The sequence below is a fragment of the Paracoccus panacisoli genome, assembly GCF_042435015.1.
Taxonomy (GTDB): domain Bacteria; phylum Pseudomonadota; class Alphaproteobacteria; order Rhodobacterales; family Rhodobacteraceae; genus Paracoccus; species Paracoccus panacisoli.
The window spans coordinates 24,155-40,018 of record NZ_JBHMQU010000037.1 but is presented as its reverse complement, the minus strand read 5'-3'; the positions used below and the strand labels follow the sequence as shown (position 1 = coordinate 40,018).

The 15,864-nt window shown below is 70.8% G+C and carries 11 protein-coding genes and 1 pseudogene; 5 read left to right on the top strand and 7 right to left on the bottom strand.

Features of this window, described 5'->3' with window-relative positions; all coding sequences use genetic code 11:
* The first annotated feature begins 65 nt into the window (after window positions 1–65).
* The 5 genes and pseudogenes from ACFHYO_RS08700 to pdeM all read left to right on the top strand — a co-directional run bounded on the left by ACFHYO_RS08700 (window position 66) and on the right by pdeM (window position 6,558).
* Entirely contained in the window at window positions 66–554 is a 489-nt protein-coding gene (locus ACFHYO_RS08700; protein WP_036733323.1) for an Lrp/AsnC family transcriptional regulator, read from the top strand.
* A gap of 36 nt (window positions 555–590) precedes the next feature.
* Window positions 591–1,586, top strand: coding sequence for a ligase-associated DNA damage response exonuclease (locus ACFHYO_RS08695; protein WP_394319796.1), 996 nt, complete (start codon window positions 591–593; stop codon window positions 1,584–1,586).
* Window positions 1,583–3,127, top strand: a pseudogene (locus ACFHYO_RS08690) (cisplatin damage response ATP-dependent DNA ligase); the annotation flags it as partial. The gene ACFHYO_RS08695 and the pseudogene ACFHYO_RS08690, both read left to right, overlap by 4 nt.
* Window positions 3,128–3,363: 236 nt before the next feature.
* Window positions 3,364–5,886, top strand: coding sequence for a ligase-associated DNA damage response DEXH box helicase (locus ACFHYO_RS08685; RefSeq protein WP_394319760.1), 2,523 nt, complete (start codon window positions 3,364–3,366; stop codon window positions 5,884–5,886).
* A gap of 9 nt (window positions 5,887–5,895) precedes the next feature.
* On the top strand, window positions 5,896–6,558 hold the full coding sequence (pdeM, locus tag ACFHYO_RS08680) for a ligase-associated DNA damage response endonuclease PdeM (RefSeq protein WP_394319758.1): 663 nt from the start codon (window positions 5,896–5,898) through the stop codon (window positions 6,556–6,558).
* A gap of 61 nt (window positions 6,559–6,619) precedes the next feature.
* On the opposite strand, the gene ACFHYO_RS08675 is transcribed toward pdeM, so the two are convergent.
* The 7 genes from ACFHYO_RS08675 to ACFHYO_RS08645 form a co-directional block, all read right to left on the bottom strand.
* Window positions 6,620–7,384 (bottom strand): outer membrane protein, encoded by a 765-nt coding sequence (locus ACFHYO_RS08675; protein WP_394319756.1) that lies wholly within the window; start codon window positions 7,382–7,384, stop codon window positions 6,620–6,622.
* Window positions 7,385–7,649: 265 nt separating this feature from the next.
* On the bottom strand, window positions 7,650–10,088 hold the full coding sequence (gyrB, locus tag ACFHYO_RS08670) for a DNA topoisomerase (ATP-hydrolyzing) subunit B (RefSeq protein ID WP_036733922.1): 2,439 nt from the start codon (window positions 10,086–10,088) through the stop codon (window positions 7,650–7,652).
* A gap of 173 nt (window positions 10,089–10,261) precedes the next feature.
* Complete coding sequence (locus tag ACFHYO_RS08665; RefSeq protein ID WP_394319754.1) at window positions 10,262–11,059, bottom strand: purine-nucleoside phosphorylase; 798 nt, start codon at window positions 11,057–11,059, stop codon at window positions 10,262–10,264.
* Entirely contained in the window at window positions 11,043–12,008 is a 966-nt protein-coding gene (locus tag ACFHYO_RS08660; protein ID WP_036699966.1) for an ABC transporter permease, read from the bottom strand. Before ACFHYO_RS08660 ends, ACFHYO_RS08665 begins: the two co-directional genes overlap by 17 nt.
* On the bottom strand, window positions 12,008–13,102 hold the full coding sequence (locus ACFHYO_RS08655; protein WP_036699969.1) for an ABC transporter permease: 1,095 nt from the start codon (window positions 13,100–13,102) through the stop codon (window positions 12,008–12,010). Before ACFHYO_RS08655 ends, ACFHYO_RS08660 begins: the two co-directional genes overlap by 1 nt.
* Window positions 13,099–14,736, bottom strand: a complete 1,638-nt coding sequence (locus ACFHYO_RS08650; protein ID WP_394319794.1) for an ABC transporter ATP-binding protein — start codon at window positions 14,734–14,736, stop codon at window positions 13,099–13,101. The genes ACFHYO_RS08655 and ACFHYO_RS08650 overlap by 4 nt, the downstream gene beginning before the upstream one ends.
* Window positions 14,737–14,781: 45 nt before the next feature.
* On the bottom strand, window positions 14,782–15,771 hold the full coding sequence (locus tag ACFHYO_RS08645; RefSeq protein ID WP_394319752.1) for a BMP family lipoprotein: 990 nt from the start codon (window positions 15,769–15,771) through the stop codon (window positions 14,782–14,784).
* Window positions 15,772–15,864: the final 93 nt, after the last annotated feature.

The window sequence follows — 15,864 nt, the reverse complement described above, 5'->3', positions numbered from 1 at the left end:
TTTGACCCATGCCACGCGATGGATCATCATCAATGTCATAACTCGCAGAGCTGTTTGGTTGTCATATGATCGCCTCAACGCCCAGACTTGACGAAACCGACCACCGCATCCTCGCCGAGCTTCAGGCCGACGCAAGCCTCTCGCAGCGGGAACTCGCCGAGCGGCTGGGGCTGTCGCAGAACGCCTGTTGGCGGCGGATCGGGCAGTTGCGCGCGGCGGGGGTCCTGCGCGGCAGCCGGGCGGTGATCGACGCCCCCGCGGTCGGGCTGGGGCTGACGGTGTTCGTGCTGATCCGCACCCGCCACCACGACGACCGCTGGGCCGACCGCATCCGCCGCCGGGCGGAGTCGATCCCCGAGATCACCGCCTTTCACCGCATCGGCGGCGAGTGGGACTATCTCGCGCAGGTCTCGACCGGCTCGATGGCGGGGTATGACCGGGTCTACAAGGCGCTGATCGAGGGGCTGGACCTCGAGCGCGTCACCGGGATGTTCAGCATGGAGACGATCTTCGCCGACCGCCCGCTGCCGACCCGCCGGGCGGGTGAACGATAGGTGAACCAAGCCGCCGCACCGGCGTTGGGCGGGATGCTGCGCGCCGACGACTGCCTTTATCCCACCGATGCCGGGCTTTACTGTCCGCTGGGCGACTTCTTCATCGACCCGGTGCGCCCGGTGCCGCGCGCGCTGATCACCCACGGCCACGGCGACCACGCCCGCTCCGGCCACGGCGCGGTGTTGGCCACCGCGCAGACGCTCGACATCATGGCGATCCGCTATGGCGAGGACTTCACCGCCCGGCGGCAGGTCGCGGACGGCCCCCTGCGGCTGGGCGGCGTCGAGGTGAGCTTCCACCCTGCCGGCCACATCCTCGGCTCGGCGCAGATCCGCCTCGCCTGTGCGGACGGGCCGGTGATCGTCGTCTCGGGCGACTATTGCCGCACCCCGAACCCCGTCTGCGCCCCGTGGGAGCCGGTGGCCTGCGACATCTTCGTGACCGAAGCGACCTTTGGCCTGCCGGTCTTCCGCCACCCCGACCCCGCGGCCGAGACGCGCCGCCTGCTCGCCAGCATGGCCGAGTTTCCCGACCGCAAGCACCTGATCGGCGCCTATGCGCTGGGCAAGGCGCAGCGGGTCATCGCGCTGCTCAGGGCCGAGGGCTACGACGCCCCCATCCACCTGCACGGCTCGGCCCAACGGCTGACCGAATATCACGTGGCGCAGGGCATCGCGCTGGGCGACCTGCGCCCGGCCACCACGCCAAAGGACATCGAGGGGCAGGTGGTGATCGCCCCGCCCTCGGCGTTCGCCTCGCCTTGGGTGCAGCGCTTCCGCGACCCGGTGATCGGCTTCGCCTCGGGCTGGATGACGGTGCGCGCCCGAGCCCGCCAGCGCGGGGTCGAGCTGCCGCTGGTGATCTCGGATCACGTCGACTGGCCGCAACTCACCCAGACCCTGCAGGAGCTGCGCCCCGAAGAGGTCTGGGTCACGCACGGCGCCGAGGAGGGGGTGCTGCGCTGGTGCGCGCTGAACCAGATGCGCGCCCGGCCGCTGCGGCTGGTGGGCTATGAGGACGAGGCGGAATGAAGGGGTTCGCCGACCTGCTCGAGCGGCTGGCGTTCACGCCCTCGCGGAACGCCAAGCTGCAACTCTTGCAGCATTACCTCGAACGCACCCCGGACCCCGATCGCGGCTATGCCTTCGCCGCGCTGACCGGCGACCTGAAGCTGCGGACCGTCACCCCCTCGCTGCTGCGCGGGCTGGCCGTCGAGCGCTTCGACGACGAGCTCTTCGCGCTCAGCTACGACTTCGTCGGCGACCTGGCCGAGACCATCGCGCTCTTGTGGGAGGGCGAGGGCGGCGCCACGCTCAGCGTCACCGACGCGGTGCATCTGCTGGAAACCACCGGCAAGGCGGGGTTGCCCGCGGCCATCGCCGGGGTGCTCGACCGGCTCGGCGCGTCGGAACGGCTCGCGTTCCTCAAGCTCGCCACCGGCAACCTGCGGATCGGGCTCTCCGGGCGGCTGGCGCGGACGGCGCTGGCGCAGATGGGCGGGCCGGGCCTCGCCGAGATCGAAGAGCTGTGGCACGGCCTGACCCCGCCCTTCACCGAGCTTTTCGCCTGGATCGAGGGCGGCCCGCGCCCCGAACAGGCGGCGCTGGCGCCGTTCCGCCCGGTGATGCTGTCCACCCCGACCGATCTGGACGAGTTGCGTGCGCTCGACCCGGCCGAGCACGCGGCCGAGTGGAAATGGGACGGCATCCGCGTGCAGGCGGTCAGCGACGGCGGCGTGCGGCGGCTCTATTCGCGGACGGGCGAGGACATCTCGGCCGCCTTCCCGGACGTGATCGCGGCGATGAACTATGACGGCGCGCTGGACGGCGAGCTGGTGGTGCGCCGCGACGGCGCGGTGGCCAGCTTCAACGACCTGCAGCAGCGGCTGAACCGCAAGGGGGTGGGCCGGGCGATGCTGGCCAGCCACCCGGCGGGGCTGCGGATCTATGACGCGCTGATCTGGCAGGGCCGCGACCTGCGCGGCCTGCCCTTCACCGAGCGCCGCGCGGTGCTGGAAGCGGCCGACTTCGGCTCGGAGCGGATCGACCTGTCGGGGCTCTTGCCCTTCGAGACGTGGGACGACCTCGCCGCGCTCAGGGCCGATCCGCCCGACGCGGTGATCGAGGGCGTGATGATCAAGCGCCGCGATTCGGTCTATGTCGGCGGCCGCCCGCGGGGACCGTGGTTCAAGTGGAAGCGCGACCCGCGGGTGGTGGACGCGGTGCTGATGTATGCGCAGCGCGGGCACGGCAAGCGCTCGGGGTTCTACTCGGACTTCACCTTCGGGCTCTGGGACGGCGAGATGCTGGTGCCGGTCGGCAAGGCCTATTTCGGCTTCACCGACGAGGAGTTGCGCGAGCTCGACCGCTTCGTGCGCAACCACACCACCGAGCGCTTCGGCCCGGTGCGGGCGGTGGCGCCGAAGCTGGTGCTCGAGGTCGCGTTCGAGGGGGTGAACAGCTCGGCGCGGCACAAGTCCGGCGTGGCGATGCGCTTTCCCCGCATCAGCCGCATCCGCTGGGACAAGCCCCCGGGTGAGGCCGACCGGCTCGAGACGCTGGCCGCGATGATCGACACGCCCAACGCCTTCGACGCCGAGACCGCCCGCGCCGGCACCCGCCACGGCCGCAAGAAGCGCCGCGACGAGGCCCAGCCGCCCGGGGGGGCGACGGAGTCAGACTTGGGCCAGAATGACGGTGCGGACCGGTCCGCGGGGGGCGCGGACGCCCCAAGTTCTCCTGACAAAAAATATCCTGCGGGGCTCCGGGGGCGCAAAGCCCCCGGTCCGGCGGATGACGGGGGCGCGGCGTGACCAGCCTGCCCCCCGCCTTTGAAGACTGGTTCGCGCGCCAGGGCTGGGCGCCGCACCCGCACCAGCTCGCGCTGCTCGAGGCGACGGGCGACAGCCTGCTGGTCGCGCCGACCGGGGGCGGCAAGACGCTCGCCGGGTTCCTGCCGTCGCTGGTGGAGCTCGCGGGGGGGCATACGGGGCTGCACACGCTCTATGTCTCGCCGCTCAAGGCGCTGACCGCCGACATCGGCCGCAACCTCGCGCGGCCGGTGGCCGAGCTCGGCCTGCCGATCCGGGTCGAGGACCGGACCGGCGACACCAAGTCCGCCGCCCGCGCCCGGCAGCGGACCGATCCGCCGCAGATCCTGCTGACCACGCCGGAAAGCCTCGCGCTGATGCTGAGCTACCCCGAGGCGCCGAAGATCTTCGGCAGCGTGCGCCGGGTGGTGCTGGACGAGCTGCACGCGCTGGCCGAATCCAAGCGCGGCGATCAGCTGATGCTGGGGCTGGCGCGGCTGCGGACGCTGTCCCCGGGCCTGCGCGCCACGGGCCTCAGCGCCACGGTCGAGGACCCCGCCGCGCTCGCCCGCTTCATGGGCTGGGCCGAAGTGATCCACGCCGACCCCGGCCCCGATCCCGACATCGCCATGCTGCCCACCGCCCGCCCCGCCCCCTGGGCCGGCGGCAACGGCCATTACGCGGTGCCCGAGGTGCTGGCCGCGATCCGGGGCGCCAACACGACCATCGTCTTCATCAACACCCGCGCCCAGGCCGAGCTCTATTTCCAGCAGCTCTGGGCCGCGAACGAGGACAACCTGCCGATCGGCCTGCACCACGGCAGCCTGTCACGCGAGGCCCGCCAGAAGGTCGAGGCGGCGATGGCCGCCGGCGCGCTGCGCGCCGTGGTGGCGACGGGCAGCCTCGACCTCGGGATCGACTGGGGCGGCGTCGATCTGGTGATCCAGGTCGGCGCGCCCAAGAACGTCAAGCGGCTGGTGCAGCGCATCGGGCGTGCCAACCACCGCTACAACGCCCCCTCGGTCGCCCGCATCGTGCCCGCCAACCGCTTCGAGGTGATCGAGTGCATCGCCGCGCTCGAGGCCGTGCGGGCGCGCGACCTGGACGGCGATCCGCGCGGGCCGGGGCCGCTCGATGTGCTCTGCCAGCACATCCTGCTGACCGCCTGCGCCGCGCCCTTCGACGCCGACGCGCTCTATGCCGAGGTCGCGGGCGCCGGCCCCTACGCCACGCTGACCCGCGCCGATTTCGACGACTGCCTGAACTTCTGCGCCACCGGCGGCTATGCCCTGCGCGCCTATGACCGCTGGCAGCGGCTCGTCCAGCGCGGCGGGTTGTGGGGCCTGCGCGACCCCCGCGCCGCCCGCGACCTGCGGATGAACATCGGCACGATCATCGACCCCGAGACGCTCAAGGTCCGCTGGCAGCGCGGCAAGGGCCTTCTGGGCGAGATCGAGGAGGGGTTCGCCGCCACCCTCGTCCCCGGCGACACCTTCCTGATCGGCGGCCAGACGGTGCGGTACGAGGGGCTGCGCGAGCTCAGCATCGAGGTCACGCCGAACCCTCACAAGGAGCCGCGCATCGCTACCTTCAACGGGCTGAAGCTGGCGACCTCGACCGAGCTCAGCCACCGGGTGCTGGCGCTGATCGGCGACCCCGCGCGCTGGTCGGCGCTGCCCCCCGACACCCGCGACTGGCTCGCGCTGCAGGCCGAGCAATCGGCGCTGCCGCAGCCCGGCACGCTTCTGTCGGAAAGCTTCCGCTATGACGGGCGCTGGCACTTCGCGCTCTACGGCTTTGCCGGGCGCAACGCGCTGCAGACGCTGGGGCTGCTGATGACCCGGACGATGGAGCTGGCGGGGCTGGGGCCGCTCGGGTTCCTCGCCACCGATTACGCGCTGCTGATCTGGTCGGTGGACCCGGTGACCGAGACCGAAACGCTGCTGGACCGCGCCGCGCTGCGCGAGGGGTTGGGCGACTGGCTGGGCGGCAATGCGGTGATGAAGCGGACCTTCCGCAACGTGGCCATCGTCGCCGGGCTGATTCAGCGCAACCTGCCGGGCGGGCGGCGATCGGGCAAGCAGGCGACGTTTTCCAGCGACATCCTGTATGACACGCTGCGCCGCCACGACCCCGACCACCTGCTCTTGCGGATCACCGCCATCGAGGCGGGCCGCGGCCTCGTCGACTTCGGCCGGATCGAGGAGATGCTGGACCGCTCGCCCCGGCTTGACCACCGGATGCTCGACCGGGTATCGCCGCTGGCCGCGCCGCTCATGCTCGAGATGGGGCGGGTCAGGATCGACGGGCAGGGCCGGATGCGGCTGGCCGAGGCAGAGGCAGAGGCGATGATGGCAGATGCGGGGCTGACGCTGTCGGCCGACCCGGCCGAGGCGGCCCGGATGGCCGGGATCGGCGACGGGGTGAACCGCCCCGCGACCGGGCTGAAGTCGCGCGACCCGGAGGCGGCGCGCCGGCCCCGGCGCGGTCCGCGCCCGGCCACGGTGCCGCGGGCACACTGAGGGCCGGCCGTGACGGGCTTCCCCTTCCGCTGGCACGGGCTGGTGTTCGAGGCACGCTGTTCCGGCGCGCTGTGGTGGCCGGAGGGTCGCTGGCTCATCGTGGCCGACCTGCACCTCGGCAAGTCCGAGCGCATGGCCCGCCGCGGCGGTGCGCTGCTGCCGCCCTATGAGGGGCGCGAGACCCTGCGGCGGCTCTCCGAGGAGGTCGCGGCGCTCGACCCCGCCTGCGTGGTCAGCCTGGGCGACGGGTTCGACGACGATGCGGCCGTCGAGGGGCTCGAGCCCGAGGTGGGGGAGGGGATCGCGGCGCTCGCGGCGGGGCGCGACTGGCTGTGGATCGCGGGCAACCACGACCCGCGCCCGGCGGCGGGCCGGCTGCCCGGTCGCTGCGCGCCCGAGGCGGTGCTGGGCGGGGCGGTGCTGCGCCACCAGCCCGAGGGCGAGGGCCCGGACATCGCCGGGCATTTCCACCCGGTCCTGCGGCTGGCCGGCGCCCGTCGCCGTGCGCTGCTGGTCGGGGCCGATCACATGATCCTGCCGGCCTTCGGCGCCTACACAGGTGGGCTCGACGCCGCCGATCCGGCGCTGCGGGCCTGGGTGGCCGAGGGCTTTGCCGTGGCCTGCGTCCACCGCGCCCTGCCGGTGCCGCTGCCGCGCCGGATGAGCGCCTGACGGTTCAAGCAAAAAGGCCGCCGGCTCACGCCGACGGCCCCCCATCGCAACGCGAGCAACCTCAGAACTTGAAGTTCAGACCCATCTTGATGTTGTGGTGAACGGGCGTCGCGACGGTGTCCAGCACCTCGCCCTGCCCGAGGTCGAACAGCACATCGGTGCGACCGAAGTCGCGGTACTGCCACTCGCCATAGACCGACAGGTTGTCGCGGATCTTGCGCTCGGCGCCGAGTCCCAGCGTATAGCCGCTGGACGAATAGCTCTCGGTCAGCGACCCCCGGGGGTTGGTGGCCGTCAGCTCGAACTTGCCGCGCACCACCCCGGCGGTGCCGTAGACGAGCGTTTCGGGGTTCACGAGATAGCCCGTCTTGAACTGCAGGCCGACAAGGTTCTTGAGCTTCGATTCCAGGTTGCCTTCGACGTCGATCTGTACGCCGTTGGCCTCACCCTTGTAGACGATGTCGTCGTCGGCCTTGACGTTCCCACCCTCGATCCAGAGTTCGGGGCCGAACACCCAGTTCTGACGCTGCCAGCGATAGCCGAGGTTCAATCCGAACGTCGGACCCTTGATATCCGTGGCACCGAGGTCCGTGCCGTGGCTGATCCGCCGGCCCGACAGATAGTAATCCAGCCCGACGACATCGTCGGAGAGGCCAGAATAGCCGATCGACGCGCCGCCATAAGCGCCCGCCCAATCCGACAGCGGCGCCGGGGTCACGGCGACGACCGGCGCAGTCTCGACCACGGGGGCAGCATAGCCGCCCGCCTGCGCGGCGACGGCGGCGAAAAGGGTGATCCCCGTGGCGAAGGTGAGCGCTGTGCGCATGGTCGTCTCCTGTCCTGACAGCAGCGACGCGGGTCGCTGCGATGGCGTTAAGCATTGATGGCACAACCGCCCCTGATTCCCAAGGGCAGCACCCGCGACGGACCAAGCGTGTCGATTCCGCGCCACGGTCGATCGGCATACCGCTAGCATTCTGCAACCCGTTGAAGCCAGTCAGCTTTCGGTCAAATGCAAGACACTGCGCCAGCGGGGGCACTGCCTGGGTTACGGCATTGCGCATGGCGCATTGCAGCCCCCCGCACTCCCGTCAGGCGTCGAGGTTCTCCACGCTCAGCGCGTTCTGCTGGATGAAGTCGCGCCGCGGCTCGACCACGTCGCCCATCAGCTTGGTGAAGATGTCGTCGGCCTCGGCCACGTCCTCGATCCGCACCTGCAGCATGGTGCGCGCCTCGGGGTCGAGCGTCGTCTCCCACAGCTGCTCGGGGTTCATCTCGCCCAGACCCTTGTAGCGCTGCAGGTTCAGGCCCTTCTCGCCCTCGGCGAAGATCGCGTCCAGCAGCGACAGCGGACCCATGATCGGCAGCTCGCGGTCCTTGCGCACCAGCGTCGCGCGCTGGCCATAGACCTCGCGCAGCGCGTCGGTCATCTGCCCCAGCCGCCGGCTTTCGCCCGAGCGCAGCATCGGCCCGTCGAGCAGCCGGCTCTCTTCGACCCCGCGCAGCATCCGCGCCAGCCGCAGGCCGCCGTCCTGCGTCGGCCGCGCCGCCCAGCCGCGCTCATACTCCTCGGCCACCATGTCGAGCCGCTCAGCTACCGCCGCGCCCACCGCGCCCGCATCCGCCTCGAGCGCGCCGGCGACCATCGCGCCGGCGATCGCCGCCTGCTCGGTGATGTGCGCCGGGTAGTGGGTCGGATAGGCCCTGAGCACCCGCCGGGCCAGCCGCGCCTCGTCCACAACCCGCGCGAGGTCCGCGCCGGTGATCTCTTCGCCCGAGCCGAGCCGCAGGCTGGCGCCCTCGATCCCCTGCGCGATCAGGTAATCCTCAAGCGCCTGCTGGTCCTTGAGATAGACCTCGGACCGGCCGCGCGCGACTTTGTAAAGCGGCGGCTGGGCGATGTAGAGGTGGCCGGCCTCGATCAGCTGCGGCATCTGCCGGAAGAAGAAGGTGAGCAGCAGCGTGCGGATATGCGCGCCGTCCACGTCGGCGTCGGTCATGATGACGATCTTGTGGTAGCGCAGCTTGCCGAGGTTGAACTCGTCGCGCCCGATGCCGGTGCCGAGCGCGGTGATCAGCGTGCCGATCATCTCGGACGAGAGCATCCGGTCGAAGCGCGCCCGCTCGACGTTCAGGATCTTGCCGCGGAGCGGCAGCACCGCCTGGTTCTGGCGCGAGCGGCCCTGTTTGGCCGAGCCGCCGGCGCTGTCACCCTCGACGATGAAGAGCTCGGCCAGCGCCGGGTCCTTCTCCTGGCAGTCGGCGAGCTTGCCGGGCAGGCTCGCCACGTCCATCGCCGTCTTGCGCCGGGTCAGCTCGCGCGCCTTGCGCGCCGCCTCGCGCGCCAGCGCCGCCTCGACGATCTTGCCGACGATGGCCTTGGCCTCGGTCGGGTTCTCCTCGAACCACTCGGCCAGCTTCTCGTTCATCAGCGTCTCGACCGCCGGGCGCACCTCGGACGACACCAGCTTGTCCTTGGTCTGGCTCGAGAACTTGGGGTCGGGCACCTTGACCGACAGCACGCAGGTCAGCCCCTCGCGGGCGTCGTCGCCGGTGAAGTCCACCTTCTCGCGCTTGGCGATGCCCGAGGACTGGGCATAGGCGTTGATGACCCGCGTCAGCGCGCCGCGGAAGCCCGCAAGGTGCGTGCCGCCGTCGCGCTGGGGGATGTTGTTGGTGAAGGGCAGGACCGTCTCGTGGTAGCTGTCGTTCCACCACATGGCGATCTCGACCCCGATCCCGCCGCGCTCGCCGGTGATGAAGATCGGGTCGGGCAGCACCGGGTTCTTCGAGCGGTCGAGGTAGCGGACGAACTCACGCACCCCGCCCTCGTAGAACAGCTCGGTCCGCAGCGGCTCGGCCGGGCGCTCGTCCTCAAGCACGATGCGGACGCCCGAGTTGAGGAACGCGAGTTCCCGCAGCCGGTTTTCCAGCGTCTTGAAGCTGTAGTCGAGGTTCGAGAACGTGCCCGTCCCGCCATGCTCGCGCGAGCTGGCGAGGAAGCGCACCTCGGTCCCCTTTTCGCCCGGCGCCGCGTCGCCCACGACGCGCAGATGCTCGACCGTGTCGCCGTGCTCGAAGCGGGCGTAGTGTTCCTTGCCGCCCCGCCAGATGCGCAGCTCGAGCCAGTCGCTCAGCGCGTTGACCACCGAGACGCCGACCCCGTGCAAGCCGCCCGAGACCTTGTAGCTGTTCTGGTCGAACTTCCCGCCGGCATGAAGCTGGGTCATGATGACCTCGGCGGCGCTGACGCCTTCGGTGGGGTGCTTGTCGACCGGGATGCCGCGACCGTTGTCGCGCACGCTCACGCTGCTGTCGGCGTGGATCTTGACCGAGACGACGTCGGCGTGGCCGGCCAGCGCCTCGTCGATGCCGTTGTCCACGACCTCATATACCATGTGGTGCAGGCCAGAGCCGTCGTCGGTGTCCCCGATATACATCCCGGGCCGCTTGCGGACGGCCTCGAGACCCTTGAGAACCTTGATGGAATCGGCGCCGTATTCGGGCTGCGCCGCGGGGACTGCGGTCATGCGTCTGGTATCCTGCGATTGACCCGCATCATATAGCGACCGCCCCCGCCAATGTCACGCAATGACACAGGATTTGGTGGGCTTCTGCCCACGCGCCCCCCATCCGTCCGGCGTCACGGCGCCGTCCGGTCGGGGTGTCGACGGCGGCAGGCGCGCGCCACCCCGCGCCGCGCTCAGTCCCGCAGGAACCGCCGCAGCACCCGCTCGAGCTTCTCCGCCCCGATCGGGGCCATCTGCTTGGTGTGGTCGTGGCTGATCCGCTCGGTCGAGAGCCCCGCCCCCATGTTGGTAATCACCGACACCGCCGCGCAGCGCAGGCCGAGGAAGCGGCCGAGGATGATCTCGGGCACCGTGGACATCCCCACCGCGTCGGCGCCGAGGACGCGGGCGGCGCGGATCTCGGCCGGCGTCTCGAAGGACGGACCCGAGAACCACGCATAGACCCCCTCGGGCAGCGCCACCCCCTCGGCCGCCGCGGCGGCGCGCAGGTCGGCGCGGATGCCGGGGTCGTGGGCGTCGGTCAGCGGGACGAAGCGGCGCTCGTCGCGCTCGCCGATCAGCGGGTTCGTGCCGGCGAAGGCGATGTGGTCCGAGAGCAGCATCAGCTCGCCCGACGGAATGTCCTCGCGCAGGCTGCCGGCGGCGTTGGTCAGGATCAGCCGGTCGCAGCCGAGTTCGGCCAGCAGCTCGAGCGGCAGGCGCATCGCGTTGGGGCGCCCGGTCTCGTAGTAATGCGACCGGCCGCCGAACACCGCCACGCGCCGCCCCTCGAGTTGGCCGAGGTAAAGCTGCGGAACGTGCCCCGAGACCCCCGCATGGGGAAACCCGTCGAGGTCGGCATAGGGGATCGCCACCCCCTCGACCATGCCGCCGAGGTGGCCCAGCCCCGAGCCCAGCACCAGCCCGTAGGCCGGCGGCTCGGACCCGGCGCGGTCGCGGACCAGGCGCGCCAGCTCAGCGTTCTTTGACATAGGGCTCTCCTCCGGCACGGGGGGGCGTGGCGCGGCCGATGAACCCGGCAAGGATCACGACGGTCAGGATATAGGGCAGCGCCTGCATGAACATGGACGGGACCGTGACCGGCCCGAGGTCGATTTCGGGGTAGCGGTTGGCCACCGCCTCCATCAGCCCGAAGAGGAAGGTGGCGCCGAGCGCCCGCCACGGCCGCCAGTTGGCAAAGATCAGCGCGGCGAGCGCGATGTAGCCGCGCCCGGCGGTCATCTCCTTGACGAACCCGGCCGAGAGCCCGGCGGCGAGATAGGCCCCCGCGAGGCCGCACAGCGCCCCGGTGATCAGCACCGCCGTCCAGCGCAGCCGCACGACCGAGACGCCGGCGGTATCGACCGACGCCGGGTTGTCGCCCACCGCGCGCAGCCGCAGCCCGAAGCGGGTGCGGTAGAGCAGCCACCACGTCGCCGGCACCAGCGCCAGGGCCACATAGACGAGCAGCGTGTGCCCCGAGACGACCTCGGCGTAGAACGGCCCCAGCACCGGCACGCCGCGCAGCGCCTCGGCGAAGGGCAGGGTGATCGGCTGGAACCGCGCCCCGGCCTCGAGCGAGGGGGTGCGCCCGCCGAGCCCGAACCAGCTCTGCCCCAGAAGCACCGTCAGCCCCGAGGCGAGAAAGTTGATCGCCACGCCCGAAATCAGCTGGTTGCCGCGAAAGGTGATCGCCGTCGCCCCGTGGATCAGCGCCAGCGCCCCCGAGGCCACGATTGCCGCCCCGAGCCCCAGCCACAGGTTGCCGGTCATCGCCCCCGCCGCGCCCGCCGCGAAGGCCGCGATCAGCATCTTGCCTTCCAGCCCGATGTCGAAGATCCCCGAGCGTTCCGAGAAGAGCCCCGCGAGGCAGGCGAGCAGCAGCGGCGTCATCAGCCGCACCGCGCTGTCGAGGATCTGCAGGACGGTCGCGTAGTCCATCACCCGCGCCCCCCCGACCGACCGGCGAACAGCCGCTCGAGCGGCATCCGCACCATGTTGTCGAGTGCGCCGGTGAACAGGATCACCAGCGCCTGGATCACCACGATCAGCTCGCGCGGGATGTTCGAGAAGAGCGCGAGCTCCCCCCCGCCCTGGTAGAGGAACCCGAACAGCAGCGCCGACAGCAGGATGCCGAGCGGGTGGTTGCGCCCCATCAGCGCCACGGCGATGCCGATGAAGCCCGCGCCCTCGACGTTGTTCAGGACCAGCCGCCCGGCCTCTCCCATGACGTTGTTGATCGTCATCAGCCCGGCGAGCGCGCCCGAGATCAGCATGGCGATCACGGTGATCCGCACCGGCGAGATCCCCGCATAGCGTGCCGCCCGCTCGGACTTGCCGAAGGCGCGGATCTCGTAGCCGAGCGGGGTGCGCCAGATCAGCACCCAGACGAGGACGCAGGCGGCGACGGCGATCAGAAAGGTGATGTTGGCGGGCGTCGAGCGGCCCCAGCTCATCCCCACGGCGGCGGCCATGTCGCTCAGCGTCGGCAGGGTGGTGCCGGCGGGAAACCGCGCCGTCGCCGGGTCCATGCTGCCCGCCGGGCGCATGACGTTGACGAGCAGCCAGTTCAGCAGCGCCGCGGCGATGAAGTTGAACATGATCGTGGTGATCACGACATGGCTGCCCCGCTTGGCCTGCAGCCACGCCGGGATGAACGCCCAGGCCGCGCCGAAGAGCGCCGCCCCCACCATCGCCGCGGGCAGCGCCAGCGCCCAGTGCGGCCAGGGCAGCGACAGGCACACCAGCGCGACGCCAAGGCCGCCCAGCGTCGCCTGCCCCTCGGCGCCGATGTTGAACAGCCCCGCGTGCGCCGCCACCGCCACCGCGAGCCCGGTGAAGATGAAGTTCGTCGCGTAATAGAGCGTGTAGCCCCAGCCGTAGGACGACCCGAGCGCGCCGGTGACCATCGTCCTGAGCGCCTCCCACGGGTCCTGGCCGATGGCGAGGATCACCAGCGCCGACAGGCCGAAGGCCAGCGCCAGCGAGATCAGCGGCGTGAGGATGAGGTCGGCCCAGCGGGGCAGGCGGGTCATGAAATCACCTTGAGCGGTTCGCCGGCGGCGGCGGGGGCGGTCGCGGGCGTGATCCCCTCATCGGCCCGGTGCGTGGCCGGGTCCACCCCCGCCATGAGCAGCCCCAGTTCCCCCGCCGTCGTCCGGTCGGGCAGGCGTTCGCCCATGATCCGGCCGTCGAACATCACCGCGATCCGGTCAGAGAGGCCAAGGATCTCGTCCAGCTCGACCGAGACGAGCAGGATCGCCGCGCCCGCGTCGCGCATCTCGATCAGGCGGCGGTGGATGAACTCGATGGCGCCGATGTCTACGCCCCGCGTCGGCTGGCCGACGAGCAGCAGCGACGGGCGTTCCTCGATCTCGCGCGCGACCACGATCTTCTGCTGGTTGCCGCCCGAGAAGTTGCGCGCCGCGAGGTCAGGATTCGGCGGGCGGACGTCGAAATGCTCGATCAGGCGGGCGGCGCGGCTGCGGATCGCCTCGCGGTCCATCAGCAGGCCGGACTGGTATTCGGGGTCGCGGTGGTGGCCGAAGACGGTGTTCTCCCACGCGTCGAAGTCCATGATCAGCCCCTCGACCTGCCGGTCCTCGGGGATGTTGCCGACGCCCGCCCGCCGCCGCGCCGCCGCATCGGCGCCGGTCAGGGGCAGCCCCGCGCCGTTCAGCCGCGCCGCGCCCTCGATCCGGGCGCCGGGCTCGGGGTAGCCGCCGAGGATCTCCATCAGCTGGGTCTGGCCGTTGCCGCTGACCCCGGCGATGCCGAGGATCTCGCCCGCCCGCACCGTCAGGTCGATGCCGCGCAGCCGCTCGACCCCGTGCCGGTCGCGCATCCTGAGGCCGCTGATCTCGAGCACCGGGGCCCCCGGCCGGGCCGGGGTCTTGTCCACCCTGAGCAGCACCTTGCGCCCGACCATCAGTTCGGCGAGCTGCTCGGGCGAGGTGTTGGCCGTGCGCACCGTCGCCACCATCTCGCCGCGCCGCATGACGCTGACGTTGTCGGTGATCTCCATGATCTCGCGCAGCTTGTGGGTGATCAGGATGATCGTCTTGCCCTCGTCCCTGAGCCCGCGGAGGATGCGGAACAGGTGGTCGGCCTCGGCCGGGGTCAGCACGCCCGTCGGCTCGTCGAGGATCAGGATGTCGGCCTGGCGGTACAGCGCCTTGAGGATTTCCACCCGCTGCTGGTGGCCGACCGACAGCGTCTCGACCACCGCATCGGGATCGACCTGCATCTCGTATTCCGCCGCGAGCCGCCGCAGTTCCTTGCGCGCCCGGCTGAGCGAGGGGGCCAAGAGCGCGCTGTCCTCGGCCCCGAGGATGACGTTCTCGACCACGGTCATGTTCGGGACCAGCTTGAAGTGCTGGAACACCATGCCGATCCCGGCCCGGATCGCGGACTGGCTGTCGGTGATCCCCGCGTCGCGGCCGCCGATCAGGATCGCGCCGGCGTCAGGGCGGTAGAACCCGTAGAGGATCGACATCAGCGTCGATTTGCCGGCGCCGTTCTCGCCCACGATGCCGTGGATCGTGCCGCGCGGGACGACCATCGAGATGTCGCGATTGGCCTGCACCGGCCCGAAGGATTTCGAGATCCCGCGCAGCTCGATGGCGGGCGGGGTGCCGGGGGCGGCCGCGCGCCCCCGGTCGGTCGGCACGGCGGGGCCGCGATCGGGCCCCGCCTCGGGTTGGGTCGGCGTCACTTACTGGACCGGGCAGGCGTTGTCCGTCATGTAGTCGTGGACCTTGATCTCGCCCGAGGCGATCTTGGCCGAGGCCTCGTCGATGGCCTTGGTGATCTCGTCGGTCATCAGCGGCTTGTTGTTGTCGTCCATGGCGAGGCTGACGCCGCCCGACTTGAGGTCCATGACCTTGGTGCCCGGCTCGACCGCGGTGCCGGCCTTGAACGCCTCGTAAACCGATTTGTCCACGCCCTTCACCACCGAGGTCAGCACCTTGCCCGGGTGCAGGTGGTTCTGGTTCGAATCGACGCCGATGGAGAGGATCCCCTCGTCGGCCGCGGCCTGCAGCACGCCGATCCCCGTCCCGCCGGCGGCGGCATAGATCACGTCCGCGCCCTGCGCCTTCTGCGCGCGGGCGAGCTCGCCCCCCTTCACCGGGTCGTTCCAGGCGGCCGGGGTGGTGCCGGTCATGTTCTGGATCACCTTGGCGTCGGGGTTCGTGGCCTTGACGCCCTGCACATAGCCGCAGGCGAACTTGCGGATCAGCGGCACGTCCATCCCGCCGATGAAGCCGACGGTCCCGGATTTCGAGGCCTTCGCCGCCGCGATCCCGGCCAGATAGCTGCCCTCGCCCTCGTTGAAGACGACCGACTGGACGTTCGGCGCCTCGACCACGGTGTCGATGATGACGAAGCGGGTGTCGGGATAGTCGGGCGCGACCTTGGTCAGCACGTCGCCGAAGGCGAAGCCGGTCATCACGATCGGGTTCGCCCCGGTCTCGGCCAGCCGGCGCAGCGCCTGTTCGCGCTGGGCCTCGGACTGCATCTCGAGTTCCTTGTAGTTGCCGCCGGTCTCGGTCTTCCACTTCTCGGCGCCGTGATAGGCGGCCTCGTTGAAGGATTTGTCGAACTTGCCGCCAAGGTCGAAGATCAGCGCCGGATCGGCCGCGGCGGCGCCGCAGGTCAGCGCCAGCGCCGCGGCACCGGCCGCAAGACGGGTCATCAGGGTCATGGTCAGCTCTCCCGTTGGTTTTGCGGGGATTACAGGAAATGCGCCCGGCGGCGTCAATGACAAACGCCGCGACAGGCCCGCAGCGCGGCAATT